This is a genomic window from Pseudomonas fildesensis (assembly GCF_001050345.1).
Taxonomy (GTDB): Bacteria; Pseudomonadota; Gammaproteobacteria; order Pseudomonadales; family Pseudomonadaceae; genus Aquipseudomonas; species Aquipseudomonas fildesensis.
The window spans coordinates 14,644-30,759 of the sequence record NZ_LFMW01000017.1; the positions used below are offsets into that span (position 1 = coordinate 14,644).

The window sequence follows — 16,116 nt, forward strand, 5'->3', positions numbered from 1 at the left end:
GGTCTCTGCTCATTCTTTATCGAGCTTTCCGACCAGGGACAACGTGAAATCCGCCCCCATGTATTTGAAGTGAGGCCGCACACTGAGGCTGACACGGTACCAGCCAGGTTCCCCCTCGACGTCACTCACCACAATGCGTGCCGCGCGCAACGGACGACGGCCGCGCACCTCGGCGCTGGGGTTTTCCTGGTCGGCGACGTACTGGCGAATCCACTTGTTGAGCTCCAACTCGAGATCCGTGCGTTCCTTCCACGAACCCAGCTGCTCGCGCTGCAACACTTTCAGGTAATGGGCCAGCCGGTTGACCACCATCATGTAAGGCAACTGCGTTCCAAGGCGGTAGTTCAACTCGGCCTCCTTGCCCTCTGTGCTGGTGCCGAAATACTTGGGCTTCTGCACGGAACTGGCGGAGAAAAACGCAGCGTTGTCACTGCCCTTGCGCATGGTCAGGGCGATAAAACCTTCCTGGGCCAGCTCATATTCGCGACGGTCTGATACCAGCACTTCGGTAGGAATCTTCGTTTCGATTTCGCCCATGCTGTGGAAGTGGTGCAAGGGCAAATCCTCCACCGCACCGCCGCTTTGTGGACCGATAATGTTCGGGCACCAACGAAACCGCGCGAAGCTGTCGGTCAGGCGAGTGGCAAACGCATAGGCGGTATTGCCCCACAGATAGTGCTCGTGACTGTTAACCACGTTTTCCTGGTAGGCAAAGGTTTTGACGGGGCACTCAAGCGGGTCGTAAGGCGTTCTCAGCAGGAACCGTGGCACGGTCAGGCCGATATAGCGCGCGTCTTCGCTCTGGCGAAAGCTCTGCCATTTGGCAAATTGCGGGCCTTCGAAATGGTCCTTGAGGTCCTTCAGGTCAGGCAGCCCGGTGAAGCTTTCCAGGCCAAAGAACCCGGGGCCGGCCGCCGCGATAAACGGCGCGTGTGCCATGCAGGCCACGCTGGACGCGTACTGCATGAGCTTTACATCGGGCGCACTGGGTGAAAGGAAAAAGTTGGCAATGATGGCGCCCACGGGCTGGCCGCCGAACTGACCGTATTCGGCGCTGTAGATATGCTTGTAGAGCCCGGACTGGTTAATCTCCGGCGAGTCCTCGAAGTCATCCAGCAGGTCTTGCCGAGAGACATTCAGCAGCTCGATCTTGATGTTTTCGCGGAAGTTGGTGCGCTCGATCAGCAGCTGCAGCCCCTTCCATGAAGCTTCCAGCGCCTGGAAATCCGGGTGGTGCAGAATCTCGTCCATCTGTTGACTGAGCTTGGCGTCAATCTCGGCGATCATCCGGTCGACCAGGCGCTTCTTGACCGGCTCTCCACTGTTCTGCGGCTTGACCAGTTCTTCAATAAACGCGCAGACGCCACGTTTCGCGATACCGTACGCCTCATCGTCAGCACTCAGGAGTGTCTGGGCAATAATGTTGTCGAGGATGCTGTGCTCGGCGACCGAGGGTGCTGCCAGTGGCTGGTGTTGGGTGCTCATGGGATCAGTGTCCTTTTACTGAAAACGTCATACGGCGGGGCTGCTCAGTCCCAGCTCGGCCAATACGCGCGCGCGGGATTCGTCATCGGCCAGCGCCTGTTCAATAGCCTTGCGAAAGCTCGGTGTGTTACCCAGTGGTCCCTTGAGCGCCATCAGTGCTTCACGCAATGTCATCAGCTTCTTCAATTCGGGAATCTGCTCGACCAGGCTTGCGGGGTTGAAGTCCTGCATCGAATTAATCCGGACCTGTATGCCCAGCTCTTCAACGCAAGGTTCGTCCTGAAGGCGATTGGGTACGCTGAGCGTCAGGCTCAACGCTTGCTTGGCCAGCACCTCATCCAGGCTGTTCTTGTCGATACCAATTGGCTTGCGGTCTTCAAGCTTGCGAAGGTCCTCACGCAGGGTGAAGTCTCCCAGCACCAGTAACTTCAATGGCAGTTCAACCTCTTCCTGGGCGCCCCCGACAGCAGGTTTGAAGGTGATATTGATGCGTTCCTTCGGTGCTACCGAACCTTCTTTGGCCATGGTTTTTCTCCTTTTTCGAGCGGCTCGAAAGCCTATTCAAGTACCGCTTCCAGATCGAAGTGGCACAACCTGCGGTGGGTATGTTCCTTGCGTTCACGTACCGCTTGGCTTTGGGGCAGCAAGTCGCAACAGCGGTACAGAAGCTGCGTCACTTGAAGCGCCAACGCTGGTTCCCAACGGTCCAGCCCTGCGTGCTGCAGTTCGTGATCCAGGTGTTCGAGCTGAATCTTCGCCAACTCATGCTTGCCTGCCAGTACACACAACCGGGCCAGCGCCAATCGCCAATGAAAACGGGCGCGCTCACTGCGTGCGGCATGCAGGCCTTGCTTGATTTCCCCTACCGCGGCCTTCAGCCCGTCCTGGCGCAACCTTGGCATGACATCCTGTAATGCTGTCTCCCATGGCTCGGCATCGGTATCGACCGGCACATTAAGCGGCTCGTTTTTTTGCAGATGGCGAGCCACCTGGAGCGTGATCCAGTCGCGGGTCGCGGCATCGGCAAAAGGCGCACCGCCGTGAAAGCAGAATTCGGGCAGGTTCGGCAGGCGTTGCAACAACAGGGCAAAGCTCACTTCCAGTTCGGTCATCGCCAGGTTGGCCTGCAAGGCCTGAAGGCACTCCCAGACCATGCGCAAGCCGTCGAACCAGAACATTGCACCGGCCAGGCTCGCCTCAAGCTCCAGCATCAGGTCGGTGTAATGCCCTTGGGCAAAACGCTCCTGGTAACGCTTGAGCTTGTCGGGTGTGGGGCCTCGCAGGCTGGTGACCCCTTCGCTGTCGGCGTCGGGGTAAGTCGCAAGCGGCAGCCATGTCAATGTTCGGTTCAGGCGCAGCGCGCGCAGGTCAGTGGCGTCCTGGCGCAGCCACCAGGTACACAAGGAGCGCGCCTGATCCTGCAAGGTACGCAGACGTTTATGCGCGTCCTTCTCGTTGTCGATTGCCGACTCTGGCTTGAGTAGTTGCGTGGCGACCTGTTTGACCTGGGTAATAACGCCGGTCACACCAGCAGGCTCAGGACTGCTTTGCGCGGCACGCTCCAGACGCTCTGATAATTGCCTGCGAATCGGCAGCAAGAGCGGCGCGTTATCTCCCAGGCATTCACTCCAGCGATCATCGAGGCGAGACAGGTGTTCAAGGATCGATTGAAACAATGGCTGCTGATCGACAATTGACAAGTTCTGCGTAAACAGTTGCTCAAGGCGTAACACCAGCCAGCCGAACGCCGCACCACGGGTACGCAATTTGGCGGGGTGGACAGCCGCCCAATGGTGCTCACAGAGATGACTCAGCAAACCCAGGCCCGCGAGCAAGCCAGGAAAGGATTCGCGTTGGTACAACGCCCAGGACAACCATACGGCGACCCGCAAATCCTTGGAGTGCTGACGCAACAGACACTCGCTGATTTCCCGGACCTTTTGCCAATCCGGCTGGCTCCCGCCATGCATCGATTGCGCCTTGGCCAGTTCGGTTTCCACAGCTTCAAATTCGCTGGAGAAGCGCATATCACTGCCAGCAAAACTTGCGCCTGAACAAGGCGAGCGTGCTATTTCAAGGTAGTAAACGCAAAGTGTGTCTGAGTAAACCATTGTGGACCGCGCACGACTGTTCAAGACAGAACCCGCACACTAATTTTGCATTAACTGCCCATCAGAGTACGGGTGAAACTTCGTTGTGAACTTCCCGAAGCCCCTGAACAGTAGCCATGCAAAAAACATTCAGCAAGCAACAAAATCCTACTTAAGGAATTTCCTACAACCGCCGCAATACAGCATCTGCGCAGCATTTTGCACAGTTTGGCCACCACAACTAACCCACTCCCTCCGCAAGACTTAACGCCTAAACGCTCAAAAACCAACGGCAACTAATTGCACACTTATGCGCAAGTTAAACCCCAAAAACGCAGCGCCAATTTACACCCACTTATTAAAAACCAGTGCGCACATCACCCCGACCTTTGTTTCATTGGCCCTCGTACTTTCAGGCACGCTTCTTGTTATAGGGAACTTCCCACTCGGTTCAATCGCCGTATGGAACTCCCTATCAACAAGGCAAGGAAACCCGTCATGCCAACACCCGCGTATCTCTCCATTACCGGCGTCAAGCAAGGTTTGATCACGGCAGGCACTTTTACCCAGGATTCGGTAGGCAACATTTACCAGGAGGGCCATGAAGACCAGATCCTCGTCCAGGCGTTTGCTCACCAGGTGATCATTCCCCGAGACCCACAGTCCGGCCAGCCAACCGGCCAAAGGGTCCACAAGCCATTGATGATCAGCAAGGTCTTCGACAAGTCGTCACCGCTGCTATTCAGCGCGCTGACCAGCGGTGAGGAGGTCAAATGCCGCCTGGAGTGGTTTCGCACCTCATCGGCGGGAACGCAGGAGCACTATTTCACCATCGAACTCGAGGGGGCGACCCTCGTCGACATTCAGTCGCGCATGCCCAATTGCCAGGACCCGGACAACGCGCACTTCACCCACCTGGAAGACGTGTACTTCACCTATCGCAAGATCGTCTGGACCCATGAAGTCTCCGGCACCTCCGGCTCAGACGACTGGCGCAGCCCGGTGGCTGGCTAACGCTGCCTGAGGCAGAAGCGGCAACCAGGGACGGCGCCGTTTCTGCCGGGCTGTCATACCATCGCCAGCGGATGCTTGCGCTTGGGCGCACCGAACACTCGGTCGATAGCGTCCAGGTCATGTTCGTCCAGCACCAGTTTCACAGCGCCGGCGTTGAGGCGTACATGCTCAGGCGTGACCGCCTTGGGGATCGCAATCACCCCGTCCTGGCGTAAAACCCACGCCAGGGACACCTGGGCCGGTGTGACTTCATGACGGTGAGCGATTTGCTTGAGCGTCGGGCTGGCCAGCAGCTCACCGCCCTGGGCGATCGGACAATAGGCCATCAAGGGCAAGTGATGTTGTTGCCACCAAGGCAGAAGGTCGAATTCGATACCGCGCTCTTCAATGTTGTAGAGCACCTGGTTGGTCGCGCAGGCCGGCGAGGCAAGTTCCTGCAGGTCGGCGACATCAAAATTGGAAACACCCCAACGGCCGATCTTGCCGGCCTCGCGCAAGCGCTCGAAGGCTTCGACGGTTTCTTCAAGAGGGTACTGGCCGCGCCAATGCAACAAGTACAGGTCGATGTAATCGGTGCCAAGGCGCTGCAGGCTGGCTTCACAGGCCCGAGGCACACCCTGGTGGCTGGCGTTATGAGGGTAGACCTTGCTCACCAGGAACACCTGGTCGCGCTTGCCGCGAATGGCCTCGCCGACCACCTCTTCAGCACCGCCTTCGCCGTACATTTCGGCGGTATCGATCAGGGTCATACCCTCGTCGATCCCCAGTTGCAACGCGGCGACTTCGGCGCGGCGCTGGTCCGGGTTTTCGCCCATGCGCCAGGTCCCCTGGCCGATGACAGGGACCGAAACGCCGGCCAGATCGATGGTACGCATGACAACCTCCAGATAAATTCGTGGGTTAAGCGTGTGGCATTGGCCGGACAAAAGGGTTCAATCGAAGTATGGTTGCGCTTTGCCAAGCTGCCAGGAAGGACCTGCAATGCTGTTTGTCGTAATGCTCGGGGGCAAGCACCCACGGGCCAGAATCGAAGTACATGATGTGGTATTCGCCGTGGCGGATACGCTGGAAGGCACCTACGCGCAATTGCGCAACGGCTGGTTTGGCAGCCCCAAGGGCGTGCATATCGACTCGTGGATGGCGGTCGACGGCGTCGACGGCTGGAAAGTAGAGCTCAGCCAGCTTGCACCTCAGGCCGAGGCGATGCACCTGTACTTCATCAACCTCGGCGGCTATGAAGCCAACAGTTTTGGCGAAGCCCATCATTACCTGCTGGTGGTCGCCCGCAACAAACAGGAAGCCAAGGCACAGGGCAAGCAGCAGATGCTGCGCCACTGGTCCCAGGCTCACACCGACGGGGTACTGGATGTCGATGACTGCCTGCCCATCGATCTGGTAGACGGTCGCTACGTCCATCTTGTACAAGGCACACACCGCCCAATCATTCAGCAAAACGACTATATCGTGCTGGCCTGAGCGCTCCCTGCCCGTGTACTACCAACTCCCCGACGCACCACCGCCGCCACTGGAGCCGCCGCCCCCGGACGAACTGCTGGAGCTTGAGCGGGAGCTGCTGGAACTCGAACTGGACCTGCCGCCCGAACCTGAGCCCGACCCGCTGCCCGTCTTGGCGTAGATGATCAATGCGGCAAACGATGCGATGGGAAGCGCAAGCAGCCAGCCTTGGCGGCCGTGGTCGATCAGCAATCCCGCCGCCACATACACCGCCAGCGCCGCCAGCAGCCGGATGATAAAAAACGTGCGGCTCTTCTTCCAGGCGTCCTTCATGATGACGAACAGCACCAGGTACAACCCCAACACCACTAGCCCCGCCAGCGGAATCGCCAACCAGTGGATGAAGTTGACGTCCACATACCGATCCGCCACCGCCAGCCCAACGATGTAGACCAGCAACCCGAGCACGCCGTAAAACAGCGTGCGCACCCTCCACAGTGCGCCAAACGTTGCGCCGCCGATCAGTTGGGTCAGCGGCAGTATCAGCAGGTACACCGGCCACTCCCTTCCACCGACAAACATCGCCAGCAACGCCGTCAGCGCCAGTGCAGCAATCAAGGCCCGTCGCCAGTGCAGCTTGCGAGCGGCGACCAGCACACCGACGACAGCGCCGAACACAAACGCCAGCAACACCGCAATAGCCTCAGGGCGCAGGCCCGGCACCGGCCCAGCCGCCACGGGTAGGTCACCGCCGTCCACCAACACGGTCAAATCGTCCACCGCTTGCTGGATGCCGCCCGCGTAATCGCCCTGACGAAATGCCGGGGTGATGTGTTCTTCGATGATGCGATGGGCGAGCAAATCGGTGACGGTGCCTTCCAGGCCATACCCCACTTCGATGCGCACCTTGCGGTCATCCTTGGCCACCAGGAGCAGGATGCCGTCATTGACGTCCTTGCGCCCCAGTTTCCAGGCGCGGAACAGTTGGTTGGCGAACGCTTCGATGCTGGCACCGCCGGTGCTCGGCACCAACAACACCGCGACCTGCGCGCCCTTGCGCTGTTCGAGCGCGGCGAGTTGGTCTTTCATGCGGGTGGTGGTGGCGGTATCGAGGGTGTTGGTGAGGTCGATCACCCGCTGGTCGAGGGCGACCGGGACAAGCCCGGGGGGCGCCGTGTCGGCCTGGGCCGGGAGGCTGATCAATAGGCTCGCGACCACAAGGGCCAGCAGACTCAAGGCGGAGCGCCGCAACCACAGCATCATGTTTTGTTACCTGAAGTTTCTTCCTGAAGGCGCCGACTTTACCCTATGGCGTTAGAACGCGCAGGTGGTGCCCTGCATGATCGGCTCAACGCTTCCCGTCAACACCACACCGCCCTGCCCGTCCCATTGCACAGTGACCACGCCGCCGTCGCACTGCACGTCAACCGTGTCGTCCAACAGCCCACGCCGAATACCGTTGACCACCGCCCCACAGCAACATGAGCCGGAGCCCAACGGCACACCGCCGCCACGCTCCCAGATGCGCAGGCGGATATGGTTGCGGTCGATCACCTGGACGAAATGCACATTGGTCCTGGCCGGGAACAGCGGGTGGTTTTCCAGCGCCGGGCCCACGGCCGCCACGTCAACGGCATTTATGTCATCCACGAAGAACGTGCAATGCGGATTGCCCATGCTGCACGCCGCCGGGTCGCCCTCGATCGGCAACGCGAGCGTATCCATCGGCTCGGCCAGCGGCACCGCCACCCACTCCAGTGACGGCTCGCCCATGTTCACCGACACCCGTTGCCCGGACGCACGCACGCACGTGAGCAAACCGCGATCCGTGCGCACCACCACCGAATCAGCACCGGTTTCATGCATCAACCGGTCTGCCACACCGCGCGTGGCGCTGCCGCAGGTCTGCAGAGCCGTACCGTTGGGGTTCCAGAATTTGATGCGCGCGGCGGCATCGGTGCAGTCCAGCACCACGGCCAGTTGATTGAAGCCGATACCGGTGTGGCGATTGCCCAGGCGACGGGCGATCTCGGCGGTGATCGAGTCATCCTGGCCACGGCGGTCGATGATGATGAAATCGTCGCCATGGGCGTGCATCTTCACGAAGGGCAAGGTCATGGGCTGTCCTGTGGTCGACCGGTGGGGGAACGGGAGGATATTCTGCTCAACCCGACCTGACTTAGCGAGACCGAACGATGCTTATCGTCTTCAGTGGCCTTCCCGGTACAGGCAAGACCACCCTTGCCCGCGAACTGGCACGCCGGACCGGCGCCGTTTACCTGCGAATCGATGTGATCGAGCAGGCGATTCGAGACGCCGGCGTGTTGGCCGGTGATGTGGGCGCCAGCGGTTACGCGGTGGCAAACACGCTGGCGCTGAGCAACCTGCAGCTGGGCCATCGGGTCATTGCGGACTGTGTGAATCCGGTCAAGGAGAGCCGGGAGGCCTGGCGAAAAGTTGCAGCGACAGCAGGTGTCGCACTGGTCAATATCCAGGTGGTTTGTTCTGACCAACAGGAACACAAGCGCCGCGTGGAAACCCGCGTGGGCGATATTACCGGACTGGTCCCGCCCACTTGGCAGTCGGTGTTGACCCATGAATACGAGGCCTGGGACGCGCCACTGTTGACCCTGGACACCGCCTTCATGACAACGACTGATGCCGTCTCCACCATTCTCGTCAAAACGGCTACTTCCTAAAGCACACTCCCCATCGCCTTCATCAACACCAGATCCCGTCCATAAATATCCGGCGCATACACCAACCCACCCTGGCGATCGACTTCCACCGTCCAGTACCCCAACAGCACCGGCACCGGTGTGGCCAGCCTGAACTCATGGGTCACGCCGGTAGCCAGCAGTTCATCGGTGCGCGTGCGTTCGGCCGGGGTGACCAGCAGATCGCGCAGCAGCAACGGTTGTTCAACCCTCACGCAACCCGAGCTGAACGCGCGCGGGCCTTTGGTGAACAGCGGTTGGCTGGGAGTGTCGTGCAGGTACACCGAATACGGGTTGGGAAAGCGCATCACGATCTTGCCCAGCGGGTTACGCGGGCCGGCTTCCTGGCGCAGCAGGATATTGCCGGGGCGGGCCCAGTCGATCTGTTCTGGGGCCAGCGGGTGGCCTTCGGCGTCGAGTACTTGCAGGTTTTGCTGGCGCAGGTATTCCGGGTTCAAGCGGATGGCCGGCAGTTTATCCTCGCGCATGATAGTGGGCGGGATGGTCCAGGTGGGGTTGAGGGTGAGCCGGGTGATTCGCGATTTGAGCAGCGGCGTCTGGCGTTCGGCGCGGCCGACCTGCAGGCGCGTTTGCCACACGGGGATGCCGCTTTGGTAAACGCTTAGTTGCGCGGCGGCAACGTTGACCAGCACACCTTCGGGCTCCAGGTCCTGGCTCAACCAGCGAAAGCGCTCGAGGTTGATGCGCAGTTGTTCGCGGCGCATTGCCGGGCTGATGTTGAGCTCGGCCACGGTGCCGGCGCCAATCACGCCGTCGGCTTGCAGTGAATGGCTGAGCTGGAACACTTTGACGGCGTTGACCAGTTCCGGGCGGTATTGCTTTGCGCTGTCTTTCGGTTCGCTGGGCAGGTAGCCGCCACGGTAAAGGCGCCGCGCCAGTTCGGGCACACGCGGGTCTTCCATGCCGGGGCGCAGCAAGGGGCCACTGGCGACCGCGTCCCAATGCGGCAACGGCTGCTGGCGCACGGTGGAATAGGCATTGCGCAGGCTGCGGTATAAATCGGCACCGGGGCGGGCCTGGTCAAACGCCTGCGCCAGGTCTTGCAGGCCGGTGGCGGCGAATGCCAGCACTTCGGTATTCGGGTCGCGGGTGGGTGGCTGGGAATGCCACAGCGGTTCGAAGCGCGATTGCTGCAGGCGCCCGTAATGCAAATCCTGCAGGGCTTGCAAGTACTGGCGGCTGGTGCCGATATCGCTGCACAGCACGTTGGCCGTGGCATCTGCCGGGGGCAGGCTATAGTGGGTGGGGTCCAGGCCGTCGTCGGCCAGCATCAGCAACTGGGATTGCAACGCTTGGCGGCGCTCGTCGGCGGCCCACAGCGGCACATCACCCTGCTGCTGATAGAACGCTTGCAGCCGCAATTGCGCAGCGGCGTCGATATGGGGAGCGAGTTCGGGGCAAACGCCTGGCAACTGCGCAAGGGCCTGCTGCACAGGGCTGATGGGGAGCACGGGCAGTGCGTCCACCAGCCGTTCTTCGGCTGTCGCGACCAATGGTGCAACGAGCAAGCAAATGCTCAAGTAACATGCGTGTTTTTTGAACAATAGCCTTGCTCCAATCCACAGCTGGGGGGATGTACTGTAGATGCTGACTTTTTTGTGCCGCCTCGGTTTGATCACCGTGACCCTGGCTACGCTGAGCAATGTTGCGCTCGCCGCCGATGGCAACCCTCCTACCTTGTATAGCAGCCTGGCGCGCTCGGCTCCAGAACTCAATCCCACTGTATTAAAAAGCGCCCTCAGCGCCGTGCAGTGTGCGATCAATAATGGCGAGGAACGCTCAGAGCGCCTGGCCGTGATTGACTATTCCCAGCCTTCGACCGCCCGTCGGCTGTGGATCTTCGATTTGCGCAAAAAGACTCTGGTGCTGCGCGACCTGGTGGCCCACGGCGCAAAGTCCGGGGAAAACTTCGCCACCGCGTTCTCCAATCGTGAAGGCAGCCACCAGTCCAGCCTGGGCCTGTTCCGCACCCAGGAGAGTTACCTCGGCACCCATGGCTACTCGCTGCGCATGGACGGCCTGGAGCCAGGCTTCAATGATCAGGCCCGCGACCGCGCCATCGTGATTCACGCCGCCGACTACGTCAGCCCCTTGTGGAGCAAGCGCGAAGGCCGTATCGGCCGCAGCCAGGGTTGCCCGGCCGTGCGCCCGCAGGTGGCGCGCCAGGTGGTGGACAAGCTCAAGGATGGGCAGTTCATGTTTTCCTGGTACCCCGACCAGCGCTGGTTGAAGTCCTCGACGTACCTCAATTGCAAACCCCAACAGGTGGCGAGTAGTCGTACAATCCGTGGCGGATAGCCTGTCCCCATAGATAAAAGAGAGCGTCGCATGCTTCTACACACATCTACCTGGATCGAGATCGGGCAGTTTCTGGAGCGCAGTCGTACGGTGGTGATCCCCATCGGTTCCAACGAACAGCATGGTCCCACCGGCCTGCTGGGCACTGATTGGATGTGCCCGGAAATCATCGCCCACCAAGCGCAGAAAAACGCCGACATCCTGATCGGCCCGACCTTCAATATCGGCATGGCCCAGCATCACCTGGGGTTTCCCGGCACCATTTCGCTGCGCCCTTCCACGTTTATCGCCGCGATTGGCGACTGGGTGCGCTCGCTGGCCGGGCACGGTTTTGAAAAGATCCTGTTTCTCAACGGCCACGGCGGCAACATCGCCACGATTGAAGCGGCATTTTCCGAGCTGTACGCCGAAGCCAGCTTCGCCCGCCGCCCGGCCGGGTTCGCATTGAAACTGGTGAACTGGTGGGACTTGGAAGGCGTCAACGACCTGGCTCATCGGCAATTCCCGGTGGGCCATGGCAGCCATGCCACGCCGTCGGAAATCGCAGTGACGCAATGGGCGTATCCTTCGTTGATCAAGTCTGCCGACTATTCGCCGCAGATCGCCAACACCGGGCCGATCCGTGAAGCGCTGGACTTCCGCGCGCGCTTCCCCGACGGGCGCATGGGGTCGGACCCGGCCCTGGCCACGGTGGAAAAAGGTGGTGAGCTGGTGGCGCTGGCAGCGAAAGGCCTGGTCAAAGTGGTCGACAGCTTCAGCCACGAAGCAAAACCCTAAGCCGAGAACAAATCAAAATGTGGGAGTGGGCTTGCCCGCTCCCACATTTGGTGATGCGTTGCCAGTGACTATTGGCATTCCTTGGCAGCCTGCTCAAGCCGCGACGGCTTGATGGCCGATGCCAGCGGCTTGCGCTCATACAGGAACACTTTGGTGCCGTCCTGGGACTTGTAGGCTTCCAACACATCATCGGCCGCAATCTTGCTGGTCAACAGCACCTTGGCGTGGCGCGAGTTCTGCGTCACGGTCGAGGTGATGCCGTGTTTTTCAAGCTTGGGCAGCACGCACTGCACATAGCCTTCGGGGGTCTTGGCGGTTTGCAGGGTCAAGCTCGGGGCATTGGGAGCGGTGACACACCCGGCCAGCCACACGGAAGTAAAAGCCAGGGCCGGGACGAAAAAAGAGCGCATACAAAATCCTGAATAGATAAAAAGTTCACTTCAACCCGCGCGAACCAGAGCCTTGAGTGACGCATCGAACTGCTTCAAGGCATCCAGCTGCACATCACGCTGCTGCTCGATCTGCGCGGCAATCTCTGGTGCGGCCTGGTCATGCACCCACACCGACGGCACCTGTTTGTGCACGGAGCCTTCGGCCTTGGCGATGTATTGCAGGTTCGCGTCATAGAACCGCGCGATAAACCGCGCCTCGACCTGGTCGTTGCGCGGGGTCAGCAATTGGTTATGGGTATCGAGCATCACCACCACATCAGGGTGAGCCTGCACCAAGTCATCCAGACTGCTATAGACCGTCACCGACAAAAAAGCACCCTGCAGCGAACTCATCAACCAATCGATGGCCAGTTCCGGGTCGGAGCTGTTGACGAACGCTTGGCGGATACGCCCGTCAAGGGCATCCCTGGCACCGTTCTGAGCCATGGCGTGGTAGCGTTCGAGGTAGCTTAGGTTGTCGACGGTGTTTTCGCTGTACAGCACACCCACCGTCTGACCGTGGCGCAGGGAGTCTACGCTAGCGTCGATGGGTAGCAAATGGCTCGTACGCAGTTCATCGGCAATTGCGGAGTTGGTCACAACAACAGTGCCCAGCATCAGCGTCATTAAAGCAAGCTGGATAAACGTCCTCATCGCGCAATTTCCTTGAATAGCGTCTCGATGGGGCGATTTTCCGCTTTTGCGGAAAAAACAGAACTTGCGATCCTTGATGATGACTATTATCTGAACCGATAGTGCTCACATAAAATCGATAAGGACCACGCTATGAAGCCCCACCAGAAAACCTTCGACCGTATCCGCGGAGCCGTACTGCAGCAATACCGCGAGCGGGTCGCCGAGTACCTGGTCGACTATGAGAAGGTGCTGCAGGACAACGCCGCCGACGCGGACCAGGTCAAAGCCAGCGCCCAGCAATTACGCGGCTACCTGCGCGGTTTAAACACCACGCGGGTGCTGGGCATGGCGGATTTGGAAGAGCTGGACCGTCGCGTGGTGGATGAATGGATTAAAGCACGGGCCTTGGCAGATTGACCCATTCCTGCACCGACGGCCGCTGCCACTGGCGCCGCGCGTAGTCCACCAACTCGGCCGGCACGCTGTCGCCGTTGAGGATCAGGCGATTGAGCATCACCGCCAGGTCCAGGTCGGCAATCGACCACTCGCCAAACAGATACGCCGGGTTACCCGCCAACAGCACCTGCGCTGCGCTGATCAACCTGCGCGCTGCCGCTTCGGCCACCGGTGACAATGGCGGCCTCTTTTGCCCGCAGAACACCACCAGCGTCGAACGCTCCTGGCGAATCGGCAGCAAATCGCTGCGCAACCACGCCTGCACCTGCCGCGCCCGCGCACGCTGCTTCAGGTCCGCCGGGTACACGGCCGTCTCAGGGTAAACGGCCTCGAGGTATTCGGTGATCGCCGAGGATTCCGACAAGGCGAAGTCGCCGTCCACCAACGTCGGTACTCGCTGGGTCACGGACAGTTGGACAAAGTCCGCTGTTTGGTTTTGCGCCGCCTCCAGGTCCAGGGTGAGCGTCTCGAAGGCCAGGCCTTTTTCACGCAGGGTGACGAACACCGACATCGCGTAGGGGCTGGTGAATATCGAATCGACGTAGAGACTCAACGGGTTCATGGGCAATCTCCTTGGGTGAGCCCCTACGCTACGAGATGTGCTGCGATAAAGACAATGCAGGGTTTTTATGGGGGCATTCCTGGCAGGAATAGCACCAGTAATGGCATTTTATGGCGATTAGCTACTCTGCGACATCGCCCTGACTTTTGTCATGTTCAAGGAATGATCAGCTCATGAAACAAGCGGTTGTCGTCATCCACGGCATCGGCGAACAGCGCCCGATGGACACCTTGCGCAGCTTCGTGGAGGCGATGATCCCGGCGGACACGCCCGGGGGCACGCCGTTCTACTGGAGCAAGCCGGATCGGCTGTCGCGCAATTTCGACCTGCGCGTGTTGAAGTCATCCGGCCGCACCACCACCGATTTCTACGAGTACTACTGGGCCCACAAGATGCAAGGCACCAAGCTCGGCCATCTGCTGGGCTGGCTGTGGGATATCTTCAAACGCCCGCGCCGCGACATTCCCGACGCCATCGTGCCGATCTGGCGCACCACGCGCTGGACGGTGCTGTTGCTTCTGCTGCTGGTCGCCACCGGCACCCTGGCCACGGCCTGGGGTACTTTCGATCACGACGGCAACCCCTTTGCGCTGATGCCGCTGCTGCTCGGTGCCATCGGCCTGGGGTTGCGCTACTCGGCCCTGTCCTACCTGGGCGACGCCGCCCGCTACCTCAGCCCCAACCCGCAGAACGTGATGGTGCGCGAACAGATTCGCGCCGATGGCGTCGAGCTGTTGCGCGCCCTGCACAACAAAGGCGATTACGACCGCATCATCGTCGTCGGCCATAGCCTGGGCAGCGTGATTGCCTACGATATCGTCGGCTACCTCTGGCATGAACATCACGATCAACTGACCAAGGTCGTCCCCAGCAACCTGGCGCTGGCCGCCCGTTATGCCAACCACGAAGCGCTGCAACCGGTGGTCAAGGACACCCTGCCCAACGCCGGCGCAGCCCTCGACGGCAGCCTGGGCAGTACGTTGAGGTTTCGCGAACAACAGGCCGCAGCGTTTATCGAGCAGCGCGGCCTCGGTAACCCGTGGCGCATCACCGACCTGGTCACCGTCGGCAGCCCGATGGCCCACGCCAGCCTGCTGCTGGGGCGCAGCGTGAGTGACTTCAAGCAGCGCATCGAGCGCCGCGAAGCCCCGGCCTGCCCGCCCACCGAAGATGACAAAGGCTACGGCTACAATGCCCGCCAGCCGGTGATGCTCGGGCAAAAGCCCTTCACCGCGCAGTACCTGCACCATGCGGCGGCGTTTGCCGTGACACGCTGGACCAACCTTTACTTCCCCGCGCCCTTTGGCCTGTTTGGCGACATCGTCAGCGGCCCGGTCAAGCCGGTGATGGGCAATGGCGTGCTGGATTTACCGGTGACCGTGAGCCGGTGGAGAGGCTGGCTCGCGCGCTCATGGCTCAGCCACACGAAATACTGGAGCGAGCGCGGGGGTGACCAGGGCTACCTCGGCGCACTGACCACCGACGAACACGCGATCAGCAAAGGTAAGCGCCCTTCTGCCACCGAGGCGTTGCGCTGGGCTGTCGACCTCAAGGGCCTGCGGAGCTTTCGCCCGACACCCGCCGGGGAGCCCCTGGCCGAAGCCGAAGCCTAGCCTGCGAAGCCACCGGCCTTGAGGAATTCACGCTCCTCGTCGGTGGTGGCCCTGGCCAACACTTCATTGCGATGGGGAAAGCGCCCGAAGCGTTCGATGATGCGCGCGTGTTCCTTGGCCCAGCGGTCAGTATTGGCATCCAACTGTTGATTCAGCACCACCGAGCGCTGCTGATCCGCCGCCTCTTCCGAATGTTCAAACGGCAAATAGCAAAACGCGCGCAAGGCCGGCTCGACCTGCTGATCAAGCCCGGCATCGACCATTCGATGCGCATACAGGCGCGCCAACGGGTCCGTCGCAAACATATGGGCCGTGCCGCGAAACGCGTTGCGGGGGTATTGATCGAGCAGGATCAGCAAGGCCAGCGCGCCCTGCGCCGAATCCAGCCAGCCCTCCAACTCGCGCCGGGCCGCTTGCAAATGCGTGGCGTGGAAGGTCTCGCGAAACGTGGCATCGAAGGCGTCATCCTTGGCGAACCAGCGTTTGGGGCCGGCTTGTTGCCAGAAGTCGATGACGGACTGTGGCGTGTGTTCGGTCGTGTTCACAGTGTGTCCCCTGTAG

At 60.6% G+C, this 16,116-nt stretch carries 18 protein-coding genes; 7 read left to right on the forward strand and 11 right to left on the reverse strand.

From position 1 onward, the window contains the following. Window positions 1–9: 9 nt before the first annotated feature. Genes tssC through tssA form a run of 3 tightly spaced genes read right to left on the reverse strand, consistent with a single transcriptional unit; the run spans window position 10 to window position 3,596 of the window. Entirely contained in the window at window positions 10–1,485 is a 1,476-nt protein-coding gene (gene tssC / locus ACR52_RS22055; RefSeq protein WP_048729433.1) for a type VI secretion system contractile sheath large subunit, read from the reverse strand. A 27-nt stretch (window positions 1,486–1,512) separates the two neighbouring features. Then, window positions 1,513–2,010, reverse strand: coding sequence for a type VI secretion system contractile sheath small subunit (tssB, locus tag ACR52_RS22060; protein WP_048729437.1), 498 nt, complete (start codon window positions 2,008–2,010; stop codon window positions 1,513–1,515). Between the two features lie 32 nt (window positions 2,011–2,042). Further along, entirely contained in the window at window positions 2,043–3,596 is a 1,554-nt protein-coding gene (tssA, locus tag ACR52_RS22065; protein ID WP_082143206.1) for a type VI secretion system protein TssA, read from the reverse strand. Between the two features lie 477 nt (window positions 3,597–4,073). Between tssA and ACR52_RS22070 the strand changes: the two genes are divergently transcribed. Then, entirely contained in the window at window positions 4,074–4,589 is a 516-nt protein-coding gene (locus ACR52_RS22070) for an Hcp family type VI secretion system effector (RefSeq protein WP_048729440.1), read from the forward strand. 53 nt (window positions 4,590–4,642) lie between these two features. Here ACR52_RS22070 and ACR52_RS22075 read toward each other — a convergent pair whose 3' ends face one another. Next, complete coding sequence (locus ACR52_RS22075) at window positions 4,643–5,464, reverse strand: aldo/keto reductase (protein ID WP_048729443.1); 822 nt, start codon at window positions 5,462–5,464, stop codon at window positions 4,643–4,645. Window positions 5,465–5,570: 106 nt separating this feature from the next. On the opposite strand from ACR52_RS22075, the gene ACR52_RS22080 reads away from it, so the two are divergent. Continuing rightward, a complete protein-coding gene (locus tag ACR52_RS22080) occupies window positions 5,571–6,065 on the forward strand; it encodes a DUF1543 domain-containing protein (protein ID WP_048729445.1) in 495 nt (164 codons plus the stop codon). An 18-nt stretch (window positions 6,066–6,083) separates the two neighbouring features. Here the strand turns inward: ACR52_RS22080 and ACR52_RS22085 are convergent, their stop codons facing one another. Next, entirely contained in the window at window positions 6,084–7,307 is a 1,224-nt protein-coding gene (locus ACR52_RS22085) for a TPM domain-containing protein (protein WP_048729448.1), read from the reverse strand. A gap of 51 nt (window positions 7,308–7,358) precedes the next feature. Then, window positions 7,359–8,162 (reverse strand): diaminopimelate epimerase, encoded by an 804-nt coding sequence (dapF, locus tag ACR52_RS22090; protein ID WP_048729450.1) that lies wholly within the window; start codon window positions 8,160–8,162, stop codon window positions 7,359–7,361. A gap of 77 nt (window positions 8,163–8,239) precedes the next feature. Here dapF and ACR52_RS22095 point away from each other — a divergent pair, with 77 nt between their 5' ends. Beyond that, window positions 8,240–8,743 (forward strand): AAA family ATPase, encoded by a 504-nt coding sequence (locus tag ACR52_RS22095; protein ID WP_048729452.1) that lies wholly within the window; start codon window positions 8,240–8,242, stop codon window positions 8,741–8,743. Here the strand turns inward: ACR52_RS22095 and ACR52_RS22100 are convergent. After that, window positions 8,740–10,326, reverse strand: a complete 1,587-nt coding sequence (locus tag ACR52_RS22100) for a L,D-transpeptidase family protein (RefSeq protein ID WP_048729454.1) — start codon at window positions 10,324–10,326, stop codon at window positions 8,740–8,742. The two genes, ACR52_RS22095 and ACR52_RS22100, sit on opposite strands and share 4 nt — an antisense overlap. A 40-nt stretch (window positions 10,327–10,366) precedes the next feature. On the opposite strand from ACR52_RS22100, the gene ACR52_RS22105 reads away from it, so the two are divergent. Then, window positions 10,367–11,080 (forward strand): murein L,D-transpeptidase catalytic domain family protein, encoded by a 714-nt coding sequence (locus ACR52_RS22105; protein WP_048729456.1) that lies wholly within the window; start codon window positions 10,367–10,369, stop codon window positions 11,078–11,080. A gap of 30 nt (window positions 11,081–11,110) precedes the next feature. Then, complete coding sequence (locus ACR52_RS22110; protein WP_048729458.1) at window positions 11,111–11,857, forward strand: creatininase family protein; 747 nt, start codon at window positions 11,111–11,113, stop codon at window positions 11,855–11,857. 68 nt (window positions 11,858–11,925) lie between these two features. Here ACR52_RS22110 and ACR52_RS22115 read toward each other — a convergent pair whose 3' ends face one another. After that, the gene (locus tag ACR52_RS22115) at window positions 11,926–12,267 is read right to left on the reverse strand and encodes a hypothetical protein (RefSeq protein WP_048729461.1); all 342 of its coding nucleotides are present in this window, start codon (window positions 12,265–12,267) and stop codon (window positions 11,926–11,928) included. A gap of 30 nt (window positions 12,268–12,297) precedes the next feature. Then, window positions 12,298–12,942, reverse strand: coding sequence for a hypothetical protein (locus ACR52_RS22120; RefSeq protein ID WP_048729463.1), 645 nt, complete (start codon window positions 12,940–12,942; stop codon window positions 12,298–12,300). A gap of 132 nt (window positions 12,943–13,074) precedes the next feature. Between ACR52_RS22120 and ACR52_RS22125 the strand changes: the two genes are divergently transcribed. Further along, window positions 13,075–13,341, forward strand: a complete 267-nt coding sequence (locus ACR52_RS22125) for a hypothetical protein (RefSeq protein ID WP_048729465.1) — start codon at window positions 13,075–13,077, stop codon at window positions 13,339–13,341. On the opposite strand, the gene yfcF is transcribed toward ACR52_RS22125, so the two are convergent. After that, window positions 13,316–13,942, reverse strand: coding sequence for a glutathione transferase (gene yfcF, locus ACR52_RS22130; RefSeq protein WP_048729467.1), 627 nt, complete (start codon window positions 13,940–13,942; stop codon window positions 13,316–13,318). The genes ACR52_RS22125 and yfcF overlap by 26 nt on opposite strands. Before the next feature lie 173 nt (window positions 13,943–14,115). Between yfcF and ACR52_RS22135 the strand changes: the two genes are divergently transcribed. Then, window positions 14,116–15,555: an alpha/beta hydrolase family protein gene (locus ACR52_RS22135; protein ID WP_048729470.1), complete on the forward strand. Its 1,440-nt coding sequence runs from the start codon at window positions 14,116–14,118 to the stop codon at window positions 15,553–15,555. Here ACR52_RS22135 and ACR52_RS22140 read toward each other — a convergent pair. Continuing rightward, complete coding sequence (locus ACR52_RS22140) at window positions 15,552–16,100, reverse strand: DUF924 family protein (RefSeq protein ID WP_048729473.1); 549 nt, start codon at window positions 16,098–16,100, stop codon at window positions 15,552–15,554. The genes ACR52_RS22135 and ACR52_RS22140 overlap by 4 nt on opposite strands. Between the last annotated feature and the right edge of the window lie 16 nt (window positions 16,101–16,116).